We start from the raw sequence: 25577 nt of genomic DNA on the forward strand, positions 1-25577 counted from the left end.
CGAGGATTTTGATCCATTTGGAAGGGTTAAGGGCGTTCGATCGCGATGGCCGTGCCTTCGCCTCCGCCGATGCAGATGGCCGCGACGCCGCGCTTGAGGCCCCGTTTTTCAAGTGCATTCAGCAGTGTGACGATGATTCTGGCACCTGAAGCACCGATTGGGTGGCCAAGCGCGCAGGCACCGCCGTTGACGTTCACGATATCATGGGACAGCCCCATCTCGTGCATGAAGGCAAGCGGGACCACGGCGAAGGCTTCGTTTACCTCCCACAGATCGACGTCTTCCTTTTGCCAGCCCAAACGGTCCAGCAGTTTTTGTGCCGCAGGAACAGGTGCCGTGGTGAACAGGCCGGGGGCCTGGGCATGGCTGGCGTGGCCCATGATGTGGGCGCGGATGGTCAGCCCCTGATCAAGCGCCGCCTGTTCAGAGGCCAGCACCAACGCTGCAGCACCATCGGAGATCGATGAGGAATTGGCGGCCGTGACAGTACCGCCCTCGCGGAATGCGGGTTTGAGTTGGGGGATCTTTTCGGGACGCGCATTGGCGGGTTGTTCGTCGGCAGTGATTGTTGTGCTGCCCTTGCGAGATGTCACGTCCAGCTTGGCAATTTCACCATCGAAGGCCCCCGAAGACTGCGCCTTGAGCGCGCGCGACAGGGAGGCGAGCGCATAATCATCCTGAATGGTGCGGGTGAACTGATAGGTTTCTGCACAGTCTTCAGCAAACGTACCCATCAGACGGCCCTTGTCGTAGGCGTCTTCAAGGCCGTCAAGGAACATGTGGTCAATCACCTGGCTATGGCCCAAACGCGCGCCGCTGCGCATTTTCGGCAAGACGTAGGGTGCGTTCGTCATGCTTTCCATGCCACCTGCAACCATCACATTCGTCTGGCCAAGCGCGATCTGGTCAAAGGCGATCATCGCGGCTTTCATGCCGGACCCGCACATCTTGTTCAACGTGGTGGCCGGCACCTCTTCGCCCAGACCTGCCTTGAAACCTGCCTGACGTGCCGGTGCCTGGCCCTGGCCTGCGGGCAGAACACAGCCCATCAGCACCTCGTCCACGGTCTTGGCCCCTGCCCCGTCAAGGGCGGCCTTGATCGCGTGGCCGCCCAGATCGGCAGCAGTCATGTTGGCAAAGACACCTTGGAATCCGCCCATCGGCGTGCGCGATGCCCCTGCAATAACGACCTTGTTCATTTTGAACCCTCCCCGGAAAATGATCACCAAATGGTAAGATATGAGCGCTATTCCAACAGGTAACGCAATATACCTTTGGGACGAGCATATGAAACTCTCAGCCAGAACAGAAGAGCTGCTGCAGATTGTTACGGTGATAGATGACCGAATTGATGCCGCTGTTGCGCTTGAGTTCAAGGAAACCATGCGCCAATTGACGGATGGCGCGCCCGATACGGTCATCCTTGACCTAAGCCGGGTAACCTTCATCGATTCAAGCGGGCTTGGGGCGATCGTTGCCACCATGAAATATCTGGCCCCGGGGCGCACGCTGGTATTGGCCGGTCTCACCGGACCGGTTGATCGCGTCTTTCGCCTGACCCGCATGGACAGCGTCTTTACCTTGTATCCCACATTGGAAGCTGCCGTTCATGATCAAGCACTGCAATGATCGTTGAAACCCCGGAAGCAACCAGTGGCCGACACTCCAGCCCCCACATTCGCATTCGAGCAAACCCTTGACGGGACCCAGGAGGCGGTCAGGGGCGCGCTTGCCTTTTTTCTGAACCGGCTTGCCCCTTTGAACCTGTCGGACGATGCGCGTGACACAATCGAACTGGTGGTGGCCGAAACGCTCAACAACATTGTGGAGCATGCGTTTTGCGATCACCCGCAACCCGGCTTCATTTGGATCAGGTGCCACTACCGGTCTGGCGACTTGCATCTGCGTATCACCGATTTTGGAAACGCGATGCCTGATAGGGCATTGCCCCAGCCCAAGAAATTCGACGCGGCGTCGCCCGTTTCTGACCTGCCGGAGGGCGGATTTGGCTGGAACCTGATCCATGAATTGACCGGTGATGTATCGTACGCCCGAAGCGGGCCGATGAACATAATCAACATGCGCATCCCCGTCGGGGCGCACTGACACCGCACCGAAGCCCTGAGATCTGAAACGGAACTGCCCGCACGCGCTGGCTTGGCTGCGCTCGGAAACCACGAACTGCCCAGTCTGCCTTATTGGTTCGCGATAATACCCTGAAACTGCCTTATACGCATCACAGTTTTGCCGCGCTTGGCCGTCAGGTTGGGACTCGTAGCTGCATATGGCTTCCCTCAACGTCGCGTTTCATAGCCCCCACCCAGTGCGTGACGTTGAGGATTTACCCCCCGTAAAATAATTGGCACTCTGGCCAGCCGCACGCTAGGTTCCTGCAGAACAGTCATCTGCAACAGGACCTTACCCGATATGCGCGATTTCCAACTTCCCGGGCGTTCGCCCGTTTTGGCAAAAAACGGCATGTGTGCCACATCACATCCCTTGGCGGCGAAAACTGCCCTGAACATTCTTGAGCGGGGCGGCAATGCCATGGACGCCGCCATTGCCGGGGCGGTTCTGCTGGGCATTTGCGAACCCCAGATGACCGGAATTGGTGGCGATTGCTTTGCGCTCTACTCTCCCGCGGGCAGTGACGAAGTGCACGCCCTGAACGGATCAGGCCGCGCACCCAAGGCCCTTGATGCGAGCATCCTGCGCGATGCCGGTGAAAAAACCGTGCCATTGCAAAGCGCCCATGCGGTCACTGTACCCGGCGCGATTGATGCGTTTTGCCATCTGTCCGAGAACCTCGGCACGCTGGGGCTGGATGTGATTCTGGCACCTGCGATCCACTATGCCGACGCAGGCGTGCCCGTCGCCCCGCGCGTGTCCTTTGACTGGGCCAACGATGCGGGCACGCTGCAAGGCAAAGCGCGCGATTTCTTTCTGGTCGACGGCAAGGCACCGCAGGTCGGGTCCGTCTTTCGCGCGCCCGGCCAGGCCGAAGTGCTGCGCCGCATCGCCAAGGATGGTCGCGACGCCTTCTACACCGGAGAGATCGCAGAAGACATGATCGCCGCGCTGACTGCGCGTGATGGCAAGCATACCGCAGAGGATTTTGCCAATGTCAGCTGCACCAAGGGCGACCCGATCGCGACGACCTACGGCGGCGTCGAGGTGCTGGAACATGCCCCGAACGGGCATGGGGCGACCGCGCTGCTGCTACTGAACATTCTGTCGCATTTCGATATCGCGTCGATGGACCCCTTCGGGGCCCAGCGTCTGCACATCGAAGCGGAAGCAACCAAACTGGCCTATGATGCGCGCAACCGCTTTTTGGGCGACGCCGATTACACCACACGGCTGGCTCACATGCTGGACCCGATGACAGCGCAAAAACTGGCAGAGCTGATTGACCCCAACAAGGCGATGGCCAATCCTGCCCAACTGTCCGAAGCCGTCCACAAGGATACGATCTACATCACCGTCGTGGACAAGGACGGCATGGCCGTGTCCTTGATCTATTCGATCTTCCATGGGTTCGGCTCCGGGATCGCGTCGGATAAATTCGGTATCCTTCTGCAAAACCGTGGCGCTGGCTTTACCCTTGAAGAAGGCCACGTGAACGAGATGAAAGGCGGCAAGCGGCCCATGCATACCATCATTCCCGGCATCATCCGGCAAGATGGCAAGGTGCAGATGCCCTTTGGCGTGATGGGCGGGGCGTATCAGCCCACGGGTCACGCGCGACTGGTCAGCAACCTGACCGATTTCGGGATGGATCCGCAGGCCGCGATTGATGCACCTCGCGCGTTTTCAGACAAGGGTGTGCTGAATGTCGAACGCGGTTATGGCGACGACGTGCGCGCCAAGCTCGTCGAAATGGGCCACAACGTCGAAATCCCGAGAACCGCCATTGGCGGTGCGCAGGCGATCAAGCTGCGCAGCGACGGCGTGCTGGAGGGGGCAAGCGATCCGCGCAAGGATGGCTGCGCTTTGGGCTACTAGAGCGACCATGGGAAGGCTGCGTGCAAGCGCGCCTTCCCGCTTAGTTCAGTTGGAAATGCAGCGGATAGGCACCGTCGGTGAACGGGCCGAACAGATCGGGGATATCCGGATGATCGACAGGTTCGCCGGAATAGTCCGCCACCAGGTTCTGTTCAGAGACATAAGCGACGTAATAGCTTTGGTCATTTTCGGCCAGCAGGTGATAGTAGGGCTGATCCTTGACCGGGCGGCTTTCCTCGGGAATCGCCTCGTACCATTCGTCGGTGTTGGCAAATTCAGGGTCCACGTCAAAGATCACCCCCCGAAAGGGATGTTTCTTGTGCCGCACGACCTGGCCCAGATGATATTTTGCGCGTGTTCTAATCATGACATTGAAGCACCTATCCATCGTTAGTAGTCGCTTCAAGGGGCATTTGTCCAATCACGGTAGTCGAATCATAGGAAACAGTTTGTGAACCTGACGTTAACAGTGCTCGAAATCGTGGCCCCGGTCTTTCTTTTGGCAGGCATCGGCTTTGCTTGGGTAAAGCTTGGATTTGAATACCGCATCCAGTTCGTGACCCAACTGGCCATGACCCTGTCGGTTCCGTGTCTGATCTTCGTGTCCCTGATGAACACCCAGATTGATCCCGCCGCCCTCACGGCCCTGTCACTGGCCACGGTCGTGACCTATGGCGGCGTTACGATCGGGGCAGCCCTGCTGGTTCGGGCGCTTGGACTGAACCGGCGGACCTATCTGGCCCCGCTGATTTTCGGCAACACCGGAAATCTGGGCCTGCCGCTGGCGCTTTTCGCCTTCGGTGATCTCGGTCTTGGCTATGCCGTCGTGGTCTTTGCCATCATGGCGATCTGGTCTTTCACCTTTGGCATCTGGCTGGTGGCTGGTGCGGGATCCTTCGGCAAAGTCATGCGCGAACCCTTGGTCTGGGCCACGCTGTTGGGGGCGCTGTTTCTGGTGCAGGACTGGCAGACGCCAAAATTCCTGACCAACACCCTAAGCCTGCTGGGGCAGATGGCGATCCCGATGATGCTGATCACCCTTGGCGTCGCCGTCGCGCGCCTGTCCCCCGGGGGGATCGGGCGGGCCGTCGTGCTGTCAGCGGTCAAGCTGGCGATCTGCGTGGGCATTGCATGGGCGGCCGGGCTTTACTTTGATCTCGACCGCGTCGCCTTTGGGGTGCTGGTGCTGCAGGTCGCAACGCCTGTTGCGGTGACTTCCTATCTTCTGGCTGAAAAATACGGGGCCGATGCGCAGTCCGTCGCCGGATTGGTTGTCGCCTCGACCTTGATGTCGGTGGCGGCTTTGCCGGTCTTGCTGGCGTTTTTGCTCTAAGTTTTTGGTGGGCGATCCTGCGGAAATCTGGTAAGCTGATCGTTAATAAAAAACGAAAAGAGCGAGAGGCAAATGAGCAGAACCTTTTGCGCCCTGATAATTGCAGTGCTTTTGGCATCATGTAGTGGCGGCCCTACCAGCGCCCCACGAAACCTTGATAATGCCTGTGCGATTCTCAAGGAGCGCCCAGAATACTACAAGGCTTTCCGCGCGACCGAGCGCCGTTGGGGTGTGCCTGTGCATGTCCAGATGGCGACGATCCATCAGGAAAGCAAATTCATCGCAGACGCGCGCACGCCGTTTCGCTATGTGATCGGCGTCATTCCGATGGGTCGGCAATCAAGTGCATTCGGCTACGGTCAGGCGCTGGATGCGACGTGGGATGAATACCTGTCCGAGACCGGCAAACGGTCAGCCAAGCGTGACCGGATCAGGGACGCGTCGGATTTCATGGGATGGTACATGACCAAAAGCCGCGCGAAAAACGGTATCGCGCTGCATGATGCACGCAACCAGTACCTTGCCTATCACGAGGGCAACACCGGCTTTTCGCGTCAAAGTTATAACGGCAAGCCGTGGCTTGTGACCGTGGCCAGCAAGGTACAGCAGCGCGCAGACATGTACCAAGGCCAGATCGCAGGCTGCCGCCTGAGCCGCTGGTGAAATAAAAAAAGGCCCGAAGGGATCACCTTCGGGCCTTTGGTTTATTAGCGGCTTGCCCGCGCCGGTGACTTGCTGACATCGAACAACGAATTCGGCAGGCTGACACCTTTTTGCATATCCCCCAGAACCACGGTCGTCTGATCGCCGTTGCCATTGTTGATGATCCACTGGCGCAGCTCGATCGGGTTGTCGGTGAACTTTAGTTCAATATTCCCATATTCGGGATGCTGCGGATCCTGCGCACGTACGGTGGTTGCCGTGCCGTCATAGCTGTGCCCCGTGACCATCCGCGCCTGCCCCAGGTTCACATTCGCCGCCAAGATGATCGACAGCGGGGTTTTGGACAAAGGATAAGTCTCGGCTGGCTGGTTGGACTTCTTGTCGTAGATCACAACGGTGTTGCTGCCCGCGATCACGATGCCTGAATCGGGCGCGTTGTATTCAAAGCGCACCTTGCCGGGACGCTTGATGTAGATCGTCCCAGTGCTGATCGACCCGTCATCATTGATCTGGGTAAAGTCGCCCTTGGCGGTCTTCATCGCGTTGAGATACTTGGAAATCGCACCCAGCGATAATTGCTCGGCTGTTGCTGGCAGTACAGAAGCCAAGCCAAGGCCCAAGGCCAGAACGGTGGTGGTCACAAAACGCATCTGAGTATTCCTATCGTTATTTCAGTGCCGTCCCTCAGACATAGGCGGTGCCTTGGTGATATGCGATATCACGCGGCAGATTATCGCCCGTTCCAGCTGGAAACGAAAAAGGGTTGGCCTGTTCCCAGACCAACCCCGCACATCTGCACTTCGTTCCGCCTAGCCTTGTTCAGGCACCAGAATTTCGCGTTTGCCAACGTGGTTGGCAGGGGACACAAGGCCCTGATCTTCCATCTGTTCGACCAGACGCGCGGCCTTGTTGTAGCCGATCGCCAGTTTGCGCTGGATATACGAGGTCGAACACTTGCGGTCCTTGATAACGATCGCCACGGCCGTATCATACAGCGCATCCTCGCCATCGGTGTTGCCACCCAGCCCCAGAACGGCGTCTATGCTGCCTTCCTGATCTTCGGGCGGGCCTTCGACGACGCCGGAAATATAGTCAGGCGCGCCATAGGCCTTAAGGTGGTTCACGATCTCTTCGACTTCTTCATCGGACACGAACGGACCATGGCAGCGCACAATCTTGGACCCGCCCGCCATATACAGCATGTCGCCCATGCCCAGCAGTTGTTCGGCACCCATTTCACCCAAGATCGTACGGCTGTCGATCTTGGACGTCACCTGAAACGAAATCCGCGTCGGAAAGTTTGCCTTGATCGTGCCGGTGATCACATCCACCGACGGGCGCTGCGTCGCCATGATCAGGTGGATGCCCGAAGCCCGCGCCATCTGTGCAAGACGTTGGATACAGGCCTCGATCTCCTTGCCCGCGACCATCATCAGGTCGGCCATCTCGTCGACGATGACAACGATATAAGGCAGCGTTTCGGGCTTGAATTCGTCGGTCTCAAAGATCGGTTCGCCGGTTTCGTCGTCAAATCCGGTCTGGACCGTGCGGCTGAACATCTCGTCCTTGGCCAAGGCGTCACGCACGCGGCCGTTATAGCCTTCGATGTTGCGCACGCCCATCTTGGACATCTTGCGATAGCGCTCTTCCATCTCGCCGACAGTCCACTTCAGCGCGACAACGGCCTTTTTCGGGTCCGTCACCACCGGGGACAGAAGATGCGGAATCCCATCATAAACGCTTAGTTCCAGCATTTTGGGATCGATCATGATCATCCGGCATTCTTCCGGCGTCAGCTTGTACAGCAGTGACAGGATCATCGTGTTGATCGCCACCGACTTACCCGACCCCGTGGTCCCCGCGATCAGCAGGTGGGGCATCTTGGCCAGATTCGCGACCACAGGATCGCCGCCGATGTCCTTGCCCAAGGCAAGCGGCAGGCGCATGGTGCTGTCGCCAAAATCACGTGCGGACAGGATTTCGCGCAAGACGACCTTTTCGCGGTTTTCATTGGGCAGTTCGATCCCGATCACACTGCGCCCCGGCACGGTAGACACACGCGCGGACAGCGCCGCCATCGACCGCGCGATATCGTCCGCCAGACCGATAACGCGGCTGGCCTTGAGGCCCGGTGCCGGTTCAAGTTCGTACATCGTGACAACAGGGCCCGGACGCACGGCGACAATCTCGCCCTTCACGCCGTAGTCATCCAGAACGTTTTCCAGCATCCGCGCGTTTTCTTCCAGCGCATCATCGCTCAGGTGAAGACGCTCGACTGAATCAGGGCTTTCCAACAGGCTTAGCGGCGGTAGTTCAAAGCCGGGGTGCGTGTCATCAAAGGTCAAGGCCGGCTGCGCTTCGGCCTGGGCCTTCTTGCTGGGCTGGATCACCTTGCGGGTCGGCTGCTGCACCACCTTGCGTGGCTGGGCGACAGGAATTTGAATGGTGTCTGACGGCGCTGCATCCTGAAGCGGCAAGCCATCGTCCTCCTCGAGGATCAGATCTACATCGGCGGCAGCCTCGGCCTGCGCGGGCCGGATCAGACCGGGCGACATGCTGGCACTTGTCAGCGGTGGCTCGACCCGTGCGGGGCTGGTCAATGGCGGTTCTTCACGGCTGTGAATGCGCGGTGTCGTATCCAGCACCAAGGGGTCCGGTCCGCGACCGCGGCCGCGCGTGAGCGGCGACGTCACAGGTGTGTGCAGGGCGCTTGCCGTACGCACACGACTTTTGATCACGTCGGCGATCTTTGATTTGATACGGTCATTGCTGGGGGTTTCGTCAACTTCGACGTCAGACCAGTCCTCTACCAACTCGGGCTCGGGCAAAGGTTCAGCGCGCTTGACCAGCGCGGGCATCTTGGACAGCAATCCGGTTTTGGGTGCCACAGCGGGGGCTGCCGCATAGGAGTGTTCTTCGTAATAAGCCTGAGATGCGGCATATTCCGCGTTCTCTTCCGCCTCGATCCGGTTGCGCTCGCGTCGCTCTGATTGCTTGGCCTGTAGCGTCTGTGCCGCCGAAACAGCCCCCGCCGCCCCACGCCCCAGCAAGGTCATCAACCCCGCATAAACCATGATCACGCCCACCAGCATGAAGCGCCCGATACGGGTCAGTTCAAGCTTGGTAAAGCCCAGAACAAACGCACCGAAGACAAGGATCGACACGCCCATCAACAGCGACATCAGCTTGATCGTGAATGTGGAGCCAATCGGCAGGATCGTCAGGATCGCGCCCATCACCGTATCCCCGAACAGACCGCCCAGACCAAAACTGTGGGTCTGCAACCACTCGGACCCGGGCGTCAGCGTGGCCCCGTAGACCGAACACAGCGCCACCGCGATCGGGGCAAAGATCAAACGCCCCATGGCGCGGTCCTGCCCACGGTGCAGCGCAAACCGTGCGCCCCATGCCAGCAAGATCGCGGCCACAGCCCAAGCCCCCCATCCGACGATCATGAACAGGGGCGCTGCCAATGACGCCCCCATCCGGCCCAGCCAGTTTTGCGCAGGCGCGTCGGTCGACACCATCCAGTTGGGATCATCCGGCGTATAGCTTCCGATCATCATCGCGGCCATCAGACCCAACGCGATCAATCCGATGCCCAGCAGTTCCTTGCCACGCTTTTCGATGGCCTGGGTCATGCTGGAATCCAGCAAAGGATCGCGCCCACGTGTCTGATATGCCATTGTCCTGATCCCTCGTCTTATTCTGGATAAAGACACGCACGGATCGCTTCGATTCCGCGCGTGGTCTCTTCTTTCGGGGCGACCAAGGCCACCCGGATATATGTCTTGCCGGGGTTTTCCCCGTTCACCTCTTGCGCCAGATAGCCGCCGGGCAGCACCCGCACGCCAGTCTCGCGCCACAGCTTCAGCGCTGCAGCTTCGTCATTCTCCACCGGCAGCCAAAGGAAAAACCCGGCCTCGGGGCTTTGGTAGCCCGGCACATTGCCAAGAATACGGTCGGCGATTTCGTATTTTTCCACATAAAGCGCGCGGCTTTCGACCACGTGCGCCTCGTCCGCCCAAACGGCTGCGGCGGCAGCCTGCAACGGCAGCGGCAAGGGCGCGCCGGCGTAATTGCGCAACTGCTTGATCTCGCGCATCGTGTTCGGCCCGCTGGCCACGAAACCCGACCGCAGCCCCGGCAGGTTCGATCGCTTCGACAGAGAATGGAAAATCACCACACGGTCCGGATCAGCGCCAACCTCCTGGGCCACCTGCATGGCACCGACGGGCGGCGTATCGCGGTAGATTTCCGAATAACATTCATCCGCAAAAATCTTGAAATCGTATTTTTCGGCAAGCGCCAGCAGATCCGTCCAGTATTCGCGGCTTGCGACAGACCCCTGCGGATTGGCGGGCGAACAGATATAGGCAGCAGTGGTACGGTTCAGCACATCGGCGGGCAGGCCCGCGAAATCCGGCAGATGGCCGGTAGCCAGTGTCGCAGGCACCATGATCGGGTCCGCAGCGCCCGAGATGGCAGCGATCATGTAGACTTGGTAAAACGGGTTTGGCATCAAAATGGCTGGTTTCTTGCCATTCTTGGTTTCCGGACACACCGCCATCACCGCGTTATACAGCCCCTCGCGCGTGCCGTTCAGCGCCATCACCTGAGTGTCAGCATCCACAATGACGCCATAGCGGCGCTGGATCCAGTCCGCGATGGCACCGCGCAGGGCCGGTGATCCGTCGTTCGGGGGATAGCTGTTGAACCCGCTGGCATTCTCGGTGATCACATCCGTCACCCACGCCGGAAAGGCATGTTTCGGCTCGCCAATCGTCATGTGAATCGGCGTGCCGCCACCTTCATGGACGTCAAGCAATGCACGCAAACGGGGCCACGCATGGGCCGGAAGGTTCGAAAACCGGTCGGGATATAACATCAAAACTGCCTCGGGTTCGGGATCATTCATGCCCCGTTAAATATAAACTACCCAAGGGGGTGGCCCACGTCCAGAGAATCTAGGACTTGACCTGCGGTTTGTGTCTTTTAGGCCAGCGACTCTTCTGCGGCGGCCGCCAGACGCAACAACCGCTCTTCCGAACCTGGGGCCGCCATCATCATCAACCCGCAAGATGCTGTGCCCGTCGGGATGGTTATTGCGCAAAGCCCCATCAGATTTCCGATGCGGGTGTTCCGCAGTGTCATCAGGTTGGCCGAGACATAATAGTCATGGTCGCTTTCCAGCCGTGCCAGTTTTGGCGGCAAAATCGGAGCGGTCGGCAAGAGGACCGCGTCATAGCCTGCGACTGCACGGTCATAGGCTTTGCGCAATGCCTCGAGCGTGGCCCATGCGGCGACATAATCAGGGCCGGAATGGGACTTGCCCAGCCGGAAACGTTCTAGGATTTCGCCATACATCGCTTCCGGGTCTGCCTCGATCACATCGCGCCATAGCCCGTATGCCTCGGCGGTGAACAAACACCCGCTCAGCGGCATGGCTTGGGCAATCTCTGGCAGGGTGATGTCTTCGATAATTGCACCGGCTTCGCGCAATTTGTCCACGGCATCACTGAAAGCGGCACGTGGGCCGTCATCCAGATCCTCCATCGCAACGCTGTGCAGGATCGCGAAACGACGCCCCTCAAGGTCGGTGCCGGACAGATCGGCGGGTTTCGTCCCCTCAAGCGCCGCCAGTAACAGGCCGGCATCCTCGACCGACCGACATAGCGGACCAACCGTGTCGAATTTCATCGCCAAAGGCACAACGCCTTGCAATGACAGCCGTCCAGCGGTGGTTTTCAGCCCGACCAGATCGTTCCACCCCGATGGAATACGGACTGAACCGCCCGTATCGGACCCGATTGCAGCCGCTGCCAGCCCGAAGGCAACCGACGCCGCTGCCCCTGAGGACGATCCGCCCGAAACGGCCTCGGTGTCATTGATACAAGGCGGGGTGGCGGTGGACGGGTTGTGACCAAGGCCGGAAAAAGCAAGCTCGCTCATGTGGGTTTTGCCCAGGCAGACCAGCCCCATCGCCGTGGCGTTTTGCAGCACCAGCGCATCCGTATCCGGCATGCGGTCTTTCAACAACATCGACCCGGCTTCGGTCACGGTGCCTGCGGTATCAAACAGGTCCTTCCAGCTGATCGGCACGCCATCGAGCGGCGACAGACGGTGCCCCGCCTTGGCCCGCATAGACGCCGCGTGGGCTTCGGCAATGGCACGATCCGCGGTCACACGGGCGTAGATGCGATCGCGCAAAGGATGCGTGTCGATCGCGTCAAGGTAGGTTTTACACAGGGCAACCGGGTCAATCTGCCCGCCCGCGATCCCACGCCCCAAATCCGCCGCCGTCATTTTTAGCCAATCTTGCATGGTGTCCCCTTACGAAATGCTTTGAAAGCGACGGTAGCGACCGTTGCACGCATGGACAATCCCTGCCGCGCGACCATATCTAAGCATATGGAATTCGATACAGATATTGCGATCGTCGGCGGGGGGCTGAATGGTCCCGCTTTGGGGTTGGCCTTGGCGCAGATCGGTCTGCGCGTGACGATCATTGATCGCCTCCAGACGCAGGTCCGCGAAACCCCCGGTTTCGACGGGCGGTCCTACGCGCTGGCGCTGACTTCCACCCGGTTGCTGGACGGCATCGGCGTGTGGGACGCGGTGGCGGATCATGCGCAGCCCATGCTCGAGATCAAGGTGACGGACGGCCGCGCAGGCGAAGGGCCGTCGCCGTTTTTCATGCATTTCGATCACGCCGAGATCGAAGAAGGCCCGATGGGCCACATGGTCGAAGACCGCCACCTGCGCAGCGCCTTGATGCAGGCCGTGGCCACGACCGACGGCATCACAGTGCTGGACGGTGAGACAGTCACAACCCAAACCGTCGATGCCTCGGGTGTCACGCTCAGCTTGGCCAATGGCAAATCGGTGCGTGCCAAGCTGTTGGTGGGGGCGGATGGGCGCGGGTCAGGCACGGCAACACGCGCCGGGATCAAGCGGATCGGCTGGGGCTATGGGCAAACCGCGCTGGTCTGCGCGATCGCACATGAAAAACCTCATGACGGCGTGGCACATCAGTTCTTCATGCCCCCCGGACCGCTTGCGATCCTCCCTCTGACGGAAAACCGGTCGTCCATCGTCTGGAGCGAAACCGCCGAGAATGCAGCCCGCATCAATGCCCTGCCCGATGATGCATATCTGGACGTGCTCCGCCCGCGTTTCGGCGATTTTCTGGGCGAGATTTCGTTGGCGGGCGCGCGCTACACCTATCCGCTTAGCCTGTCACTGGCCCATTCCATGGTCGCCCCCCGTGTGGCGTTGCTGGGGGATGCGGCGCATGGGGTGCACCCGATTGCAGGGCAAGGGTTGAACGCCGGGATGCGCGATGTGGCGGCCTTGGCCGAGGTTATCGCGGATGCGCGGCGGCGGGGTCAGGACATCGGCAGCCCGACGGTGCTGGATCAGTATCAACTGTGGCGACGGTTCGACAACACGGCGCTGGCCTTGGCGACAGACAGCTTTAACCGGTTGTTTTCAAACGATAACCCGCTCATTCGAATTGCACGCGACATGGGCATGGCCGCGATCAACGCGATCCCCGGTGCACGGCGGGGATTCATCCGCGAAGCTGCCGGTCTGACCGGCGACCTGCCCCGCCTGATGCGCGGCGAGAGGCTGTAGTTCAGTCCAGAAGGCGCGCTTCGTCCACCAGCATCACGGGAATGCCATTGCGGATCGGATAGGCAAGGCCAGCAGCTTTTGACACCAGTTCCTGACGCTCTGCATCATAGTGCAGGGTCGTCTGGGTACGCGGGCAAACCAGCGCCTCAAGCATGCGACGGTCAAACTGGATTTCTTCTCGGCTCAATTCATCATCTCCCCTTCGTGGCCGCCACGCAGGGCGTATTCGATCAAGGTCAACAGCGTTTCCCGACGGGTGGACAGCGACGGAGCCTCGAGCAAGGCCTGTTTATCCTCGGAATCGAAATCCAGCATCATTGACAGCGAATTGATCAGCAGTTCGTCATCCGCCTCTTTCAGCGTGTCCCAGTCGGCAGACAAATCGCGCGCATCGAAATAGCGGCCCAACGTGTCCAGAAACGCAGCGCGGTCAAAGGCGACATCGTCTTCGTCCTTGCCCAGATCACGCTCGAACCCGTCCCAGCTTACGTCGCAGCGACGGTAGGGCGTAAATCCTTCGATTTCCTTCACGACACGAAACCGCGACACGCCCCCGAGGGTGATCATGTACCGACCATCCTCGGTCTCGGAAAACTGGGTGATCCGGCCAGCGCACCCGATCGTTTGCAGGCCCGGACCCTCGCGGCCCGGCACAACATTGGGCTGCACCATCCCGATCAGACGCCCCGGCGTCTTGAGGCTGTCTTCGATCATCTGAAGATAGCGGGGTTCAAAAATGTGCAATGGCAGACGCGAACGGGGCAGCAGCAAGGCCCCCCCAAGCGGAAAGATCGCAATTGTATCTGGCAGTTCGGATTGCTTTATCATGATGCTCTATCTAGTGCTCCGAACCCCTTAAGCAAATATCATCGAGCTAAGCTTGCGACGTCCGTTCAGGGCGATTGGGTCATTGCCCTTGAGCGCATCGAAAATAGTGAAAAGCTGCGTCTTGGCGGCGCTTTCGTTCCACTCGCGATCCTTGCCGAACAGCGTCAGCAGCTGATCGACAGCGCCTTGCGTGTCGCCGCTTGCCTGCAAGGCCAGCGCCAGATCAAACCGCGCCTGGCTATCATCGGGGTTGGCATCAACGGCGGCCTGCAATTCGGCAACGGGCCCCGCATTCGCGGCCTGACGGGCCAGTTGCAATTGCGCATGGGCGGCTTCAAGTTCCGGGCTTTTCGAGATTTCGATCGGCGCGCCGTTCAGGTGGCCTTCGGCGGCATCAAGCTGATCAAGCGCGATATAGGCCCGCACCATGCCACCATACGCAGCAGCGTGGTTCGGGTCTTCGCCAAGGATCGCGCTAAAGGTGTCCAAGGCATCTTGTACGGCCCCGTCGGTCAGCATTTCTTCGGCGACGGCGACGGCCTCGTTCAGCGTTTCGCCGGGCGCTTCACCACCGCCCGCCTTGATCACGCGGTCGACGAAGGCTTTGACTTCGGATTGCGGCAGCGCGCCCTGAAACCCGTCGACGGGCTGGCCTTTGAAGAACGCAAAAACAGTCGGCAGCGACTGGATCTGCATCTGCCCGACGATCTGCTGCGCCTCGTCTGCGTTGAGCTTGACCATCTTTACCGCACCCTTGGCGGCGCGCACGGCGTCTTCCAGCATCGGGCCCAGCGTCTTGCACGGGCCGCACCAAGGTGCCCAGAAGTCGACGATGACCGGCACAGTTTGGGACGCTTCGACCACATCAGCCATGAATGTCGCTTCGGAACCGTCCTTGATCAGGTCGGCATCCGGGGCGGGCGAAAGGTTCAAGTCCATCATATCAATATCCTCACTTGGGGCTCACTCTTTATATGAGGGCGCGCCCACTGAATTCAAAGGTCGAATGTCGCAAAGACCGGCGCATGGTCGCTTGGCTTTTCCCATCCGCGCGCGTCGCGCAGGACGCGGCTGGAGTGGGCGGCGTTGGAAATGTCGGGCGTGGCCCAGACGTGATCAAGGCGACGCCCCTTGTCAGCCGCATCCCAATCCTTGGCCCTGTAAGACCACCAGGAATACAGGTTTCCTTCTGGAATATCCTGACGGGTAATGTCGATGAAGCCACCGGCATCTTGCGTTTCGGCCAGCTTTTCAACTTCGATCGGGGTATGGCTGACCACTTTCAGAAGTTGCTTGTGCCCCCAAACGTCGTCTTCACGCGGGGCGATGTTCAGGTCGCCGACAAGAATGGATTTGCGGGGTTTGTCGCCACGAAACCAGTCGCGCATCCCGGCAAGGTAATCCAGCTTTTGGCCGAACTTTTCGTTGACCTCGCGGTCTGCGACATCGCCCCCTGCGGGCACGTAAAAATTCTGGATCGTCACGCCGTTCTCAAGCCGCGCCGCGACGTGGCGCGCGTGGCCCAGATCGGCGAAATCCTGATCGCCGACATCTTCAAGCGGCAAGCGCGACAGGATCGCAACACCATTATAACCCTTCTGCCCCCGTGCAACCATGTGGGTATACCCGGCAGCCGCAAAGGCTTCGGTAGGGATCTTGTCAACCGGGCTTTTACATTCCTGCAGGCACAAGATATCCGGCCCTTGTTCTTGCAGCAGCTTCAGCACGATCGGCTCGCGCAAGCGCACCGAGTTAATATTCCATGTCGCAAGCGTGAATGCCATCGATAGCCCCCAAAGTTCAGATCGCGCGCACCCTAGCCCGAAATGTCCATCGGCTGCCATGGCGAAACAAGGCTTGGGCAGCACAAAAAAGGCCGGGCACTATGGCCCGGCCTTTATTGGGGAGGGATATGTCATTGCCCGGACATAAGCTTCGGGTTCAAACCGATCGACGGGTCATGAAAACCCCGTCTTTCATAGTGACAACAACCGTGGTCCCATTTGGTTCCAAAAAATTATGACACCAATCTGTAACCGCCGGATTCAGTCACCAAAAGACGCGCGTTCGACGGATCGGGTTCGATCTTCTGGCGCAAACGGTAAATATGGGTTTCCAAAGTATGCGTGGTGACGCCGGCGTTATACCCCCAAACCTCGTGCAACAATGTATCGCGCGGCACGACCCCCGCAGCAGACCGGTAGAGGAACTTGAGAATATTCGTTTCTTTCTCGGTCAGGCGTATTTTTTTGTCGTCTTCGGTCACCAGCAGCTTTGCCGATGGCTTGAACGTATACGGACCAAGCTGGAAAATAGCCTCTTCGGACTGTTCGTGCTGGCGCAACTGCGCACGAATGCGCGCCAACAGCACCGGGAACTTGAACGGCTTGGTGACATAATCGTTCGCGCCGGCATCCAGCCCCATGATGGTATCAGCGTCGGAATCGTGGCCCGTCAGCATCAGGATCGGGCTTTTGACCCCTTGTGCCCGCAGTTCTCGGCACAGATCGCGCCCGTCGATGTCGGGCAGGCCCACGTCGAGGATGACCAGATCATACAGCGCCTCGGCTGCGCGGGTCTTGGCATCTGCGCCGGTGCCAGCCTCGAAAACATCAAAGTCTTCGGTCAGCAGCAACTGTTCGCTCAGCGCATCGCGCAGGTCATCGTCATCGTCCACGAGCAAGATTTTCTTTAACTGGGGCATATCAACTCATCCTTTACGTTGACTTGAAGGTGTGATCACGAAGCCGTGCGCACAAGGGGTACGACATTTTGTTCACAGCACCGTGCACAAATCGCGGCTAATGTTTCAATTCCTGCGCATCTCACCTAAGTATTTGGCCACAACCGCAGTGAAAGATTTCAGACCATGGCATTTGGCCCCGACATTATCGAACAACTGGCCCGCGCGCGCGCAGATTTGCGCATGGGCGTGCCGATCGTATTTCTGGGCGACCAGCCCGTGCTGGTGCTGGCGGCTGAAACCTTGACCGCGCAACGCCTGACCGACCTGCTGGCGCTCGGGGGCGAACCCGTGCTGGCCATCACGGCACGTCGTGCCGAAACGCTCAAGGCCCGCGCCTATGATGGTGATCTGGCACGCGTGCTGTTGCCCCAGGACGCGACGCCGCGGTGGGTGCAATCGCTGGCAGACCCTGCGGATGACCTGCGCAGCCCGATGAAGGGGCCGCTGTCTTGCGCACGCGGGGGGACCGCAACGGCGCATGCCGCAGCCTTGCAGCTGACAAAATCCGCCCGCCTGCTGCCCGCAGCCTTGGTGCTGGACCTGCCGGATGCCCCTGCGTTTGCAGCACAACATGGCCTCACGACGCTTGATCTATCCGCAGCTCTGCCTGCCCTTGCCACCCGCAGCCCGCTGCATCCGGTGGTGAATGCCCGCCTTCCGATGGAGGTATCGGAGGCCGGACGCCTGCACATCTTCCGCCCCGATGATGGCGGAGAGGAGCACTATGCGATCGAAATCGGCCGCCCGGACCGAAGCAAGCCAGTGCTGGCACGGCTTCACTCCGCTTGCTTTACTGGCGATCTGATGGGCAGTCTGAAATGCGACTGCGGTCCGCAATTGCATGCCGCATTGGCGCAGATGGGGGTCGAAGGGCATGGTGTGCTGCTATACCTAAACCAGGAAGGGCGCGGCATCGGCCTTGCCAACAAGATGCGCGCCTATTCCCTGCAAGATCAGGGATTTGACACAGTCGAAGCCAATCACCGCCTTGGCTTTGAGGATGACGAACGTGATTTCCGCCTTGGGTCGGACATTCTGAAATCCATGGGCTTTTCATCCACCCGCCTGCTGACCAACAACCCTCGCAAGGTCGAGATGATGGAGGCCAGCGGCATCAAAGTCGCTGAACGCGTCCCCCTGAGGGTCGGAGAAAACAGCCATAACACGGCGTATCTTGCTACGAAGGCCACGAAATCGGGGCACCTGCTATGACGCCGGACGACATGGTCCTGACCCCGAAGGGACTGCGCTTTCAAGGGCAAACCTATCCCTGCACCATCGGCAAATCAGGCATCACATCGCGCAAGAAAGAAGGCGACGGGGCGACACCGTCCGGCGTGCACCGCATTGTCGGCATGCTGTATCGTCCAGACCGGATGCCCCGCCCTGCGGATTGGGCAAAGCCGATCGGTCCATTGGATCTCTGGTCGGATGACCCCGGCGATGCGGATTACAACATGATGGTCCGCGCGCCCTATCCCCACAGCCATGAAAGGCTGCGCCGGGCAGATCCGCTGTATGATCTGGTGATTCTCACCGATTGGAACTGGCCCTACGCTGTCAAAGGGCGGGGCTCTGCGATCTTTATCCACCAATACCGCCGCCCGGGGTTTCCCACCGAAGGCTGTATCGCGCTGTCCCGCAGCCATCTGCGCCAGATCGCCCCGATGATCAAACATCGCACCCGCCTGATCATTGCGTAGGGTGGGTGCAACCCCACCCCTGCGCCCTTAGCTTGGGACCCGCTCGCCGAAAATTGCCGACCCGACACGCACATGGGTCGCGCCCAAGGCAATCGCTTTCTCGAAATCGCTGCTCATTCCCATCGACAGGCCCTCAAGCCCGTTCCGCGCGGCAATCTTGGCCAAGAGCGCGAAGTGAAGCGCCGCTTCCTCGTCGACGGGGGGAATGCACATGAGGCCCCGGATCGGCAGGTCAAGGTCCTGACATTCCTTGATAAAAGTGTCAGCCTCACGTGGTAGAACACCGGCCTTCTGATCCTCTTCGCCGGTGTTCACCTGAATGAATAGATCGGGACATTGCCCCAACTCTTGCGCCAGCCTTGCCAATGTTTTGGCCAGTTTCGGACGGTCCAGCGTATGGATCGCGTCAAAAAGCTCCATCGCGGGGCGGGCCTTGTTGCTTTGCAGCGGGCCGATCAAATGCAGGTCAATGCCGTCGAACTGTTGTTTGAAATCAGGCCATTTGCCTTCGGCCTCTTGCACGCGGTTTTCACCGAAACAGCGGTGACCTTGCTCAAGCACTGCCTGCACGCGGGCTAACGGCTGCACCTTGCTGACGGCGATCAGCGTGACGCTGCCAGGCGCGCGGCCTGCGTCGGCTTCGGCTTTTGCGATGCGTGTGGTGATGTCTTCCAAGCTCATGATCTGCCCCCTGTTCAAGGTCGCACAGAACAACAGCTTGGCCCAAAAGAAAAGGGGCAGACCAATGGCCTGCCCCTCTTTTTAGACTGTTGCGTTCAACTTAGAAGTTGAAGCGAACACCCAGATCGGCACGGACGAAACCGTTGCCACGGTGAGCAACACCACCGCGGAGCGACGTGCCGCCACCCAGGTCGTGGTTGAAGTCAACACCGTAGGATGTGTCTACGAAGTAGTCAGCGTCTGCAACGTAAACTTCAACGTCTGTGGCTGCGCCAACGTCGAATTTTGCGGCCAGAACGTAGTGATCGCCAGTTGTTGTGCCAACACCTGTGTCATCGCCGTTTTTGGCATATGCAAATGTCAGAGCTGCTGGACCAACGTTGCCACCAACAGAGAAGGCAACTTCTGTGTCAGCTGCGCTGTCGGAGTCCTGCAGACCCAGAGCAACTGTGAAGCCGCTGTATGTGTAAGCAGCGTAACCAGCTACGCGGTTGTTTGTGTCGGAAGCAGAGATGTGAAGTGCCAGGTCGCCCATGGAGTACAGAACTTCAACACCGTTGGAACCGGCTGCGCCGTTACCACCGGAGGAGTACGCGTCGCCGCGGAAGTTGAATGCTGTGTAGTCATAACCCAGACCGGTCAGACCCAGATCGATTGGGTACATGCCAGGCATGAATTCCAGAGCGCCGAAGATGTTGCCAACGCCGACTTCAAGACCACCGGAGCGTGCGAAGAAGCGAACGCCGTTGATGCCTGTGCCGGCTGGGCCGGAAGCACCGTTCACGTCGTCTGCTGTACCGGCTGTGCCGTCAGGACCAACGGAGTATGTTGGTGAGTTGTCTGTGTTGTTCTGCTGGATACGAGCACGTGCACCGAATGTAACGCCCATGTCGGACTCGGCTGTCGCGTCGATCTGCAGACGGAAACGGCTTGTGACGTTTGTTTCGTCTGTGCCTGTAGCGTTTTCATTGTACAGAACGCCAAAACGGCCGTAGCCACCAAATGTTACGTCTGCTGCTGCAACGCCGGCTGTAGCAACCAGAGCTGTTGTAGCGAAGAGAACTTTTTTCATGAGTTGTCCCTCGGTTTGAATTCACATGCCCAGACCGGGGAATCCGGAAAGGGTATGACGGTCTTTTCCGCCTTTGCCCCAGTTTTGGCAAGGATCGCGCATCGCTTTGCCACAATGTGAAAAACTCTGATGCAGCTTTGCCACAGTATGCAGATGCAGCGACAGGCCCAGTTGGCGATCATGATGCCCTGCTTTGCACGATCCGCCGGCCAATGCGATCACCCGCCCGCTCTGTATATAGTCGACATAGCGCTTGCCCACGGAACCCTGCTTGGTTAGACCAGTGGCCAAACAGGCAAAGGACGGCTGGGATGGCGCGCACTTCGGTATTCAAATCCACGATTGCCCTAATGGCACTTGTATCGCTCGGGGCGTGTGGCAGTCTTGCGCGCCCTGCGGGCGAACTCGCGCCGCAATATTCCAACACGAACAGTCCAAGCGTGATCGAAACAAATCCAGACAATACCATCTGGTCGATCTTCAATCGCAAGACCACGGACACCAGCGTGTCGGTGAACAAATACCTGTGGTCTGCGTCACTCGAAGTTCTCAGCTTTCTGCCCGTGGAATCAATCGACCCCTATACCGGTGTGATCGTGACCGGCTACGGCACGCCTCCGGGCAGCGGACAATCCTACCGTGCCACCATCCTGATCGACGATCCGGCGCTTGATGCACGGTCACTGAATGTGGCGCTGCAAACTCGTGGCGGTCGTACGGTCAGCAAAGCAACCTCGCGCGCTGTCGAAGACGCCATCCTGAGCCGCGCGCGCGAAATGCGCATTGCCGATAACAAATTCTGAGCCCGCTTCCAAAGCTTTCGCCATTCCAACGCCGGGCCACGCGCTAGTCGCTCGCCCGGCGTTTTCCGTTTGATAAGGTACCTGTCGATGTCCCGCTACTCTCCCGCCGAAATCGAATCCCGCTGGCAAGCCGCCTGGGAAAAAGATTCCATCTTCCAGGCTGTGCGTTCAGCCGACAAACCAAAGTACTATGTGCTCGAGATGTTTCCGTACCCCTCGGGCCGCATCCACATGGGCCATGTACGCAACTACACAATGGGCGACGTGATCGCGCGATACAAGATCGCCACCGGCCACAGCGTACTGCACCCGATGGGCTGGGACGCCTTCGGGATGCCTGCGGAAAATGCCGCAATGGCCATCGGTGGCCACCCCAAGGACTGGACATACGGCAACATCGCCGACATGCGCGACCAGATGAAACCGCTGGGCCTGTCCATTGACTGGTCCCGGGAATTCGCCACTTGCGATCCGGAGTATTACGGCCAGCAGCAGGCGCTGTTCCTTGATTTCCTGAAGGAAGGGCTGGTCTATCGCAAGAATGCTATCGTGAACTGGGACCCGGTCGATATGACCGTTCTGGCCAATGAACAGGTCGAGGCAGGCCGCGGCTGGCGGTCGGGCGCATTGGTGGAACGGCGCGAACTGACGCAATGGTTCTTCAAGATCTCCGACTACTCCGAAGATTTGCTGAACGCGCTGGATACGCTGGACAACTGGCCCGCCAAGGTCAAGCTGATGCAGGCCAACTGGATCGGCAAGTCGCGCGGCCTGCAATTCGCGTTCTCGACCATTGACGCGCCGGACGGGTTTGACCGGATCGAAGTTTATACGACCCGCCCCGACACCTTGCTGGGGGCGAGTTTTGTCGGAATCTCTCCCGACCACCCGCTGGCGAAGTCGCTTGAAAAGGACAGCCCTGAAATCGCGGCCTTCTGCGCGGAATGCCGCAAGGGCGGCACCACCGAGGAAGCGATCGAAACCGCTGAAAAGCTGGGGATGGATACCGGCCTGCGGGTCCGCCATCCGTTTGATACCGCCTGGGAATTGCCCGTCTACATCGCCAACTTCATTCTGATGGATTACGGCACCGGCGCGATCTTTGGCTGCCCCGCACATGACCAGCGTGACTTTGAATTCGCCACCAAATACGGTCTCAAGATCATCTCGACCTTCCTGCCCGCGGAAGACGCCGACCCAAAGGTCGCCGAAGCCTACGTGCCTGCGAAATCCGAACGTGTTTACTACAACGGCGGTTTCGCCGGCGAGAAATGGCAAACCGGCGAAGAGGCCATCGCAGCCGCCATCGAAGCCTGCGAAGCCCAAGGGATCGGCCAGGGCGTCACCAAATACCGCCTGCGCGACTGGGGCCTGTCCCGGCAGCGCTATTGGGGGTGCCCGATCCCGGTCGTCCATTGCAACGCCTGCGGCGTGGTCCCTGAAAAGAAAGAGAACCTGCCGATCGAACTGCCCTACGATGTCAGCTTTGACGTGCCGGGCAACCCGCTGGACCGGCATCCCACATGGCGCGACTGCGCCTGCCCGTCCTGCGGTGCACCAGCCAAGCGTGAAACCGACACGATGGACACATTCGTCGATTCGTCGTGGTATTTCGCGCGATTCACATCCCCCCACGCAGATACGCCGACGGTCATGGAAGACGCTGAATACTGGATGAACGTCGACCAATATATCGGTGGCGTCGAACACGCGATCCTGCACCTGCTGTATTCACGCTTCTTTGCCCGCGCGATGCAGATCACCGGACATCTGCCCGAAAAAGCGATCGAACCTTTCAACGCGCTGTTCACCCAAGGCATGGTGACCCACGAGATTTACCAGACCCGCGATGAAAATGGCCGGCCCGTCTACCACCTTCCCGAGGACGTGACCGACGGCAAGCTTGCCGATGGCACCGCGGTAGAGATCATCCCGTCCGCAAAAATGTCGAAGTCCAAGAAGAATGTCGTCGATCCACTGGGAATCATCGCCAGCTATGGGGCCGATACAGCGCGTTGGTTCGTGCTTAGCGATTCGCCCCCCGAACGGGATGTCGAATGGACTGCCTCCGGAGCCGAGGCCGCCTTCAAGCACCTTGGCCGCGTCTGGAACATTTCGAACCGGATCACTGAAATGGGCCAGGATGCCAGCGGTGAAGGCGATGACGATCTTCTGCGCGCCATGCACAAAACGATCCACGATGTGACCATGGGCGTCGAATCCTTTGGCTTTAACGCTGCCATCGCCAAGCTTTATGCCTTTACCGCCACCTTGCAGAAATCCAAGGCAGGCCACGCCGCACAGCGTGAGGCAATCATGACCCTGGCCCAGCTTATGGCCCCGATGACACCGCATCTGGCGGAAGAAATCTGGACCGCCCAAGGGGGTACAGGGCTGATCACCACCGCCCCGTGGCCCCGTGCAGACGCGGCAATGCTGGTGGATGACACCGTCACCCTCCCGATCCAGATCAACGGCAAACGCCGCGCTGAAATTCAGGTGCCGGCGGACATGTCGAAAGAAGAGGTTGAAAAGATCGTTCTTAGCCATGAAGCTGTCATTCGCACCCTAGACGGTGCGACCCCCAAAAAGGTGATCGTTGTGCCCGGACGGATCGTCAATGTCGTTGCCTAAACGCCGCCTTATGCTGGCCCTGCCCTTGATTGCCCTTGCCGCCTGCGGGTTCCAACCCGTCTACGGCCCCGGCGGCAACGGCGCGGCCCTGCAAAACAGCGTGCAGGTGGATGCGCCCGACGATGCCTTCACCTACACACTGGTCCGCGAAATCGAAACGCGTTTGGGCCAGTCCAATGCCCCCCGATTTGCGCTGGCGGTGAATGTCGTGACCCGCGAAGAAGGGCTCGCCGTTGACAGCGCCGACAACACCACGCGCTATAATCTGATCGGATCGGCAGATTTCGCCCTGCGCGATCTGGGAACCGGCCAGGTTGAAACCTCGGGCAAAGTCGAAAACTTCACCGGCTATTCCGCAACAGGATCAACCGTGGCCACGCTGGCAGCGGAACGGGATGCGCAAATCAGGCTGATGACCATGCTGGCCGATCAGATCGTCACCCGACTGTATGCGACCAGCCTGACACCATGAAACTGCCCCCGCGCGATGCCACCGCCTATTTCAAAAAGCCTGACCCCAACAAAACCGGCCTGCTGATCTATGGCGGCGACCCGATGCGCGTGGCCATGAGAAGACAAGAATTCCTCAAGGCGTTGCTGGGGGCCAATGCCGAAGAAGAAATGCGCCTGACCCGTATTCAGGCCGCCGACTTGCGCCGCGATCCACCGATGCTGCTGGACGCCATCAAGGCCGTCGGCTTTTTCCCCGGCCCCCGCGCGGCCTTCGTCGAAGACGCCAACGACAATATCGCGAAAATCCTGATGGATGCGCTGGCCGGTTGGCAACCAGGCGATGCGCAGATCATTGTGACGGCCGGGGATCTCAAGAAAACCTCAAAGGTGCTCAAGGCGTTCGAGGCGCACAAGACCGCCTTTGCCACGCCGATTTATGACAATCCACCCGATCGGGCCGAAATCGAACGCATATTGGCAGAGGCACGGCTGAGCCCCGAACCAGATGCCATGGGCGCGCTGACCGAATTGGCCCGCGTGCTGGACCCCGGTGATTTCCGCCAGATGGTCGAAAAGATCACGCTGTACAAGATTGGCGACGCCGGCCCGCTGACGGCCGAAGACGTCGCCAATTGCGCGCCCACCTCGACCGAGGCAGAGGTCGACGATATCTTGCATGTCGTGGCCGAAGCGCGCGCGGGCGATATCGGTCCGGTGATGGCCAAGTTGCAGGCCCAAGGCGTGAATGCGGTCACCCTGATCATCATGGCCACCCGTCATTTCCGCACGCTTTACCGGATCGCCAGCAACCCCGGTGGCCAGATCTGGGGCGTGCGCGACCGCGACCGCGCCATGCGGCAGGCCAAGAACTGGGGCGCGGCCAAGCTGGAAACAGCCCTGACCGTGCTGACCGATACCGATCTGACGCTGCGATCGGCGGGACAACACGCGCCGACGATGGCATTGGTTGAACGCGCCTTCATCCGCCTCGCTATGCTGGGCGCACAACGCTAATTAC

The 25577-nt window shown here is 59.6% G+C and carries 26 protein-coding genes; 12 read left to right on the forward strand and 14 right to left on the reverse strand.

Features of this window, described 5'->3' with window-relative positions:
- Positions 1-26 precede the first annotated feature (26 nt).
- Positions 27-1199 carry a thiolase family protein gene (locus RGAI101_RS10890; protein WP_008228191.1) on the reverse strand — a complete coding sequence of 391 codons (1173 nt, stop codon included), beginning with the start codon at positions 1197-1199 and terminating at the stop codon, positions 27-29.
- An 88-nt stretch (positions 1200-1287) separates the two neighbouring features.
- Here RGAI101_RS10890 and RGAI101_RS10895 point away from each other — a divergent pair, with 88 nt between their 5' ends.
- The 3 genes from RGAI101_RS10895 (at position 1288) to RGAI101_RS10905 (ending at position 4005) form a co-directional block, all read left to right on the forward strand.
- Positions 1288-1629 carry an STAS domain-containing protein gene (locus RGAI101_RS10895; RefSeq protein ID WP_008225620.1) on the forward strand — a complete coding sequence of 114 codons (342 nt, stop codon included), beginning with the start codon at positions 1288-1290 and terminating at the stop codon, positions 1627-1629.
- Between the two features lie 24 nt (positions 1630-1653).
- Entirely contained in the window at positions 1654-2106 is a 453-nt protein-coding gene (locus tag RGAI101_RS10900) for an ATP-binding protein (protein WP_008226148.1), read from the forward strand.
- A gap of 321 nt (positions 2107-2427) precedes the next feature.
- The gene (locus tag RGAI101_RS10905; protein WP_008225454.1) at positions 2428-4005 is read left to right on the forward strand and encodes a gamma-glutamyltransferase family protein; all 1578 of its coding nucleotides are present in this window, start codon (positions 2428-2430) and stop codon (positions 4003-4005) included.
- Between the two features lie 40 nt (positions 4006-4045).
- Here RGAI101_RS10905 and hspQ read toward each other — a convergent pair whose 3' ends face one another.
- On the reverse strand, positions 4046-4372 hold the full coding sequence (gene hspQ / locus RGAI101_RS10910; RefSeq protein WP_008225460.1) for a heat shock protein HspQ: 327 nt from the start codon (positions 4370-4372) through the stop codon (positions 4046-4048).
- 84 nt (positions 4373-4456) lie between these two features.
- Between hspQ and RGAI101_RS10915 the strand changes: the two genes are divergently transcribed.
- Positions 4457-5338, forward strand: coding sequence for an AEC family transporter (locus tag RGAI101_RS10915; protein WP_008225898.1), 882 nt, complete (start codon positions 4457-4459; stop codon positions 5336-5338).
- A 72-nt stretch (positions 5339-5410) separates the two neighbouring features.
- Positions 5411-6001 (forward strand): transglycosylase SLT domain-containing protein, encoded by a 591-nt coding sequence (locus RGAI101_RS10920; RefSeq protein WP_037227999.1) that lies wholly within the window; start codon positions 5411-5413, stop codon positions 5999-6001.
- 44 nt (positions 6002-6045) lie between these two features.
- On the opposite strand, the gene RGAI101_RS10925 is transcribed toward RGAI101_RS10920, so the two are convergent.
- From RGAI101_RS10925 to RGAI101_RS10940, 4 genes are all read right to left on the reverse strand, one after another.
- Positions 6046-6651, reverse strand: coding sequence for a LolA family protein (locus RGAI101_RS10925; RefSeq protein ID WP_008227644.1), 606 nt, complete (start codon positions 6649-6651; stop codon positions 6046-6048).
- 159 nt (positions 6652-6810) lie between these two features.
- The gene (locus RGAI101_RS10930) at positions 6811-9687 is read right to left on the reverse strand and encodes a DNA translocase FtsK (RefSeq protein ID WP_008226161.1); all 2877 of its coding nucleotides are present in this window, start codon (positions 9685-9687) and stop codon (positions 6811-6813) included.
- 17 nt (positions 9688-9704) lie between these two features.
- On the reverse strand, positions 9705-10889 hold the full coding sequence (locus RGAI101_RS10935; protein ID WP_037229415.1) for an aminotransferase class I/II-fold pyridoxal phosphate-dependent enzyme: 1185 nt from the start codon (positions 10887-10889) through the stop codon (positions 9705-9707).
- 107 nt (positions 10890-10996) lie between these two features.
- Positions 10997-12325 carry an amidase gene (locus RGAI101_RS10940; RefSeq protein WP_008227661.1) on the reverse strand — a complete coding sequence of 443 codons (1329 nt, stop codon included), beginning with the start codon at positions 12323-12325 and terminating at the stop codon, positions 10997-10999.
- Positions 12326-12412: 87 nt separating this feature from the next.
- Between RGAI101_RS10940 and RGAI101_RS10945 the strand changes: the two genes are divergently transcribed.
- The gene (locus tag RGAI101_RS10945) at positions 12413-13639 is read left to right on the forward strand and encodes a UbiH/UbiF/VisC/COQ6 family ubiquinone biosynthesis hydroxylase (RefSeq protein ID WP_008227427.1); all 1227 of its coding nucleotides are present in this window, start codon (positions 12413-12415) and stop codon (positions 13637-13639) included.
- A 1-nt stretch (position 13640) separates the two neighbouring features.
- On the opposite strand, the gene RGAI101_RS21565 is transcribed toward RGAI101_RS10945, so the two are convergent.
- From RGAI101_RS21565 to RGAI101_RS10970, 5 genes are all read right to left on the reverse strand, one after another.
- Positions 13641-13793 carry a Trm112 family protein gene (locus tag RGAI101_RS21565; protein ID WP_008225667.1) on the reverse strand — a complete coding sequence of 51 codons (153 nt, stop codon included), beginning with the start codon at positions 13791-13793 and terminating at the stop codon, positions 13641-13643.
- A 29-nt stretch (positions 13794-13822) separates the two neighbouring features.
- Positions 13823-14467: an LON peptidase substrate-binding domain-containing protein gene (locus RGAI101_RS10955; RefSeq protein WP_008228755.1), complete on the reverse strand. Its 645-nt coding sequence runs from the start codon at positions 14465-14467 to the stop codon at positions 13823-13825.
- Between the two features lie 27 nt (positions 14468-14494).
- Complete coding sequence (locus RGAI101_RS10960) at positions 14495-15409, reverse strand: thioredoxin family protein (RefSeq protein ID WP_008226221.1); 915 nt, start codon at positions 15407-15409, stop codon at positions 14495-14497.
- 53 nt (positions 15410-15462) lie between these two features.
- Positions 15463-16251 (reverse strand): exodeoxyribonuclease III, encoded by a 789-nt coding sequence (locus RGAI101_RS10965; protein ID WP_037229421.1) that lies wholly within the window; start codon positions 16249-16251, stop codon positions 15463-15465.
- Between the two features lie 233 nt (positions 16252-16484).
- Positions 16485-17171 (reverse strand): response regulator transcription factor, encoded by a 687-nt coding sequence (locus RGAI101_RS10970; protein ID WP_037228007.1) that lies wholly within the window; start codon positions 17169-17171, stop codon positions 16485-16487.
- Positions 17172-17336: 165 nt separating this feature from the next.
- On the opposite strand from RGAI101_RS10970, the gene ribA reads away from it, so the two are divergent.
- Together ribA and RGAI101_RS10980 are read left to right on the forward strand one after the other, a co-directional pair.
- Positions 17337-18425 (forward strand): GTP cyclohydrolase II, encoded by a 1089-nt coding sequence (gene ribA / locus RGAI101_RS10975; protein WP_008225129.1) that lies wholly within the window; start codon positions 17337-17339, stop codon positions 18423-18425.
- On the forward strand, positions 18422-18916 hold the full coding sequence (locus tag RGAI101_RS10980) for a L,D-transpeptidase family protein (RefSeq protein ID WP_008227865.1): 495 nt from the start codon (positions 18422-18424) through the stop codon (positions 18914-18916). Before ribA ends, RGAI101_RS10980 begins: the two co-directional genes overlap by 4 nt.
- Positions 18917-18943: 27 nt before the next feature.
- Here the strand turns inward: RGAI101_RS10980 and RGAI101_RS10985 are convergent, their stop codons facing one another.
- The 3 genes from RGAI101_RS10985 to RGAI101_RS10995 form a co-directional block, all read right to left on the reverse strand.
- Entirely contained in the window at positions 18944-19597 is a 654-nt protein-coding gene (locus RGAI101_RS10985; protein WP_037228009.1) for a YggS family pyridoxal phosphate-dependent enzyme, read from the reverse strand.
- Between the two features lie 100 nt (positions 19598-19697).
- Positions 19698-20669, reverse strand: coding sequence for a porin (locus tag RGAI101_RS10990; protein ID WP_037228013.1), 972 nt, complete (start codon positions 20667-20669; stop codon positions 19698-19700).
- 21 nt (positions 20670-20690) lie between these two features.
- Positions 20691-20930, reverse strand: coding sequence for a hypothetical protein (locus tag RGAI101_RS10995; RefSeq protein WP_008228606.1), 240 nt, complete (start codon positions 20928-20930; stop codon positions 20691-20693).
- A gap of 50 nt (positions 20931-20980) precedes the next feature.
- Between RGAI101_RS10995 and RGAI101_RS11000 the strand changes: the two genes are divergently transcribed.
- The 4 genes from RGAI101_RS11000 to holA all read left to right on the forward strand — a co-directional run bounded on the left by RGAI101_RS11000 (position 20981) and on the right by holA (position 25573).
- Positions 20981-21472: a DUF3576 domain-containing protein gene (locus tag RGAI101_RS11000; RefSeq protein WP_008226513.1), complete on the forward strand. Its 492-nt coding sequence runs from the start codon at positions 20981-20983 to the stop codon at positions 21470-21472.
- Positions 21473-21559: 87 nt separating this feature from the next.
- Positions 21560-24106, forward strand: coding sequence for a leucine--tRNA ligase (leuS, locus tag RGAI101_RS11005; protein WP_008226269.1), 2547 nt, complete (start codon positions 21560-21562; stop codon positions 24104-24106).
- On the forward strand, positions 24093-24578 hold the full coding sequence (gene lptE, locus RGAI101_RS11010) for an LPS assembly lipoprotein LptE (RefSeq protein WP_037228015.1): 486 nt from the start codon (positions 24093-24095) through the stop codon (positions 24576-24578). Before leuS ends, lptE begins: the two co-directional genes overlap by 14 nt.
- Positions 24575-25573 (forward strand): DNA polymerase III subunit delta, encoded by a 999-nt coding sequence (holA, locus tag RGAI101_RS11015; RefSeq protein WP_008225810.1) that lies wholly within the window; start codon positions 24575-24577, stop codon positions 25571-25573. Before lptE ends, holA begins: the two co-directional genes overlap by 4 nt.
- Positions 25574-25577: the final 4 nt, after the last annotated feature.

This window comes from Roseobacter sp. GAI101 (assembly GCF_000156335.1).
Taxonomy (GTDB): domain Bacteria; phylum Pseudomonadota; class Alphaproteobacteria; order Rhodobacterales; family Rhodobacteraceae; genus Sulfitobacter.

What these genes read in the sequence shown, in the direction of transcription:
- RGAI101_RS10890 (WP_008228191.1), bottom strand. Translation starts at nt 1,199, where the DNA reads ATGAACAAGGTCGTTATTGCAGGGGCATCGCGCACGCCGATGGGCGGA.
- RGAI101_RS10935 (WP_037229415.1), bottom strand. Translation starts at nt 10,889, where the DNA reads ATGTTATATCCCGACCGGTTTTCGAACCTTCCGGCCCATGCGTGGCCC.
- RGAI101_RS11000 (WP_008226513.1), top strand. Translation starts at nt 20,981, where the DNA reads ATGGCGCGCACTTCGGTATTCAAATCCACGATTGCCCTAATGGCACTT.
- lptE (WP_037228015.1), top strand. Translation starts at nt 24,093, where the DNA reads ATGTCGTTGCCTAAACGCCGCCTTATGCTGGCCCTGCCCTTGATTGCC.
- RGAI101_RS10905 (WP_008225454.1), top strand. Translation starts at nt 2,428, where the DNA reads ATGCGCGATTTCCAACTTCCCGGGCGTTCGCCCGTTTTGGCAAAAAAC.
- RGAI101_RS10930 (WP_008226161.1), bottom strand. Translation starts at nt 9,687, where the DNA reads ATGGCATATCAGACACGTGGGCGCGATCCTTTGCTGGATTCCAGCATG.
- RGAI101_RS10920 (WP_037227999.1), top strand. Translation starts at nt 5,411, where the DNA reads ATGAGCAGAACCTTTTGCGCCCTGATAATTGCAGTGCTTTTGGCATCA.
- RGAI101_RS10945 (WP_008227427.1), top strand. Translation starts at nt 12,413, where the DNA reads ATGGAATTCGATACAGATATTGCGATCGTCGGCGGGGGGCTGAATGGT.
- RGAI101_RS10970 (WP_037228007.1), bottom strand. Translation starts at nt 17,171, where the DNA reads ATGCCCCAGTTAAAGAAAATCTTGCTCGTGGACGATGACGATGACCTG.
- leuS (WP_008226269.1), top strand. Translation starts at nt 21,560, where the DNA reads ATGTCCCGCTACTCTCCCGCCGAAATCGAATCCCGCTGGCAAGCCGCC.
- RGAI101_RS21565 (WP_008225667.1), bottom strand. Translation starts at nt 13,793, where the DNA reads ATGCTTGAGGCGCTGGTTTGCCCGCGTACCCAGACGACCCTGCACTAT.
- RGAI101_RS10980 (WP_008227865.1), top strand. Translation starts at nt 18,422, where the DNA reads ATGACGCCGGACGACATGGTCCTGACCCCGAAGGGACTGCGCTTTCAA.
- RGAI101_RS10985 (WP_037228009.1), bottom strand. Translation starts at nt 19,597, where the DNA reads ATGAGCTTGGAAGACATCACCACACGCATCGCAAAAGCCGAAGCCGAC.
- RGAI101_RS10895 (WP_008225620.1), top strand. Translation starts at nt 1,288, where the DNA reads ATGAAACTCTCAGCCAGAACAGAAGAGCTGCTGCAGATTGTTACGGTG.
- RGAI101_RS10940 (WP_008227661.1), bottom strand. Translation starts at nt 12,325, where the DNA reads ATGCAAGATTGGCTAAAAATGACGGCGGCGGATTTGGGGCGTGGGATC.
- RGAI101_RS10925 (WP_008227644.1), bottom strand. Translation starts at nt 6,651, where the DNA reads ATGCGTTTTGTGACCACCACCGTTCTGGCCTTGGGCCTTGGCTTGGCT.
- RGAI101_RS10955 (WP_008228755.1), bottom strand. Translation starts at nt 14,467, where the DNA reads ATGATAAAGCAATCCGAACTGCCAGATACAATTGCGATCTTTCCGCTT.
- ribA (WP_008225129.1), top strand. Translation starts at nt 17,337, where the DNA reads ATGGCATTTGGCCCCGACATTATCGAACAACTGGCCCGCGCGCGCGCA.
- hspQ (WP_008225460.1), bottom strand. Translation starts at nt 4,372, where the DNA reads ATGATTAGAACACGCGCAAAATATCATCTGGGCCAGGTCGTGCGGCAC.
- RGAI101_RS10990 (WP_037228013.1), bottom strand. Translation starts at nt 20,669, where the DNA reads ATGAAAAAAGTTCTCTTCGCTACAACAGCTCTGGTTGCTACAGCCGGC.
- holA (WP_008225810.1), top strand. Translation starts at nt 24,575, where the DNA reads ATGAAACTGCCCCCGCGCGATGCCACCGCCTATTTCAAAAAGCCTGAC.
- RGAI101_RS10965 (WP_037229421.1), bottom strand. Translation starts at nt 16,251, where the DNA reads ATGGCATTCACGCTTGCGACATGGAATATTAACTCGGTGCGCTTGCGC.
- RGAI101_RS10960 (WP_008226221.1), bottom strand. Translation starts at nt 15,409, where the DNA reads ATGATGGACTTGAACCTTTCGCCCGCCCCGGATGCCGACCTGATCAAG.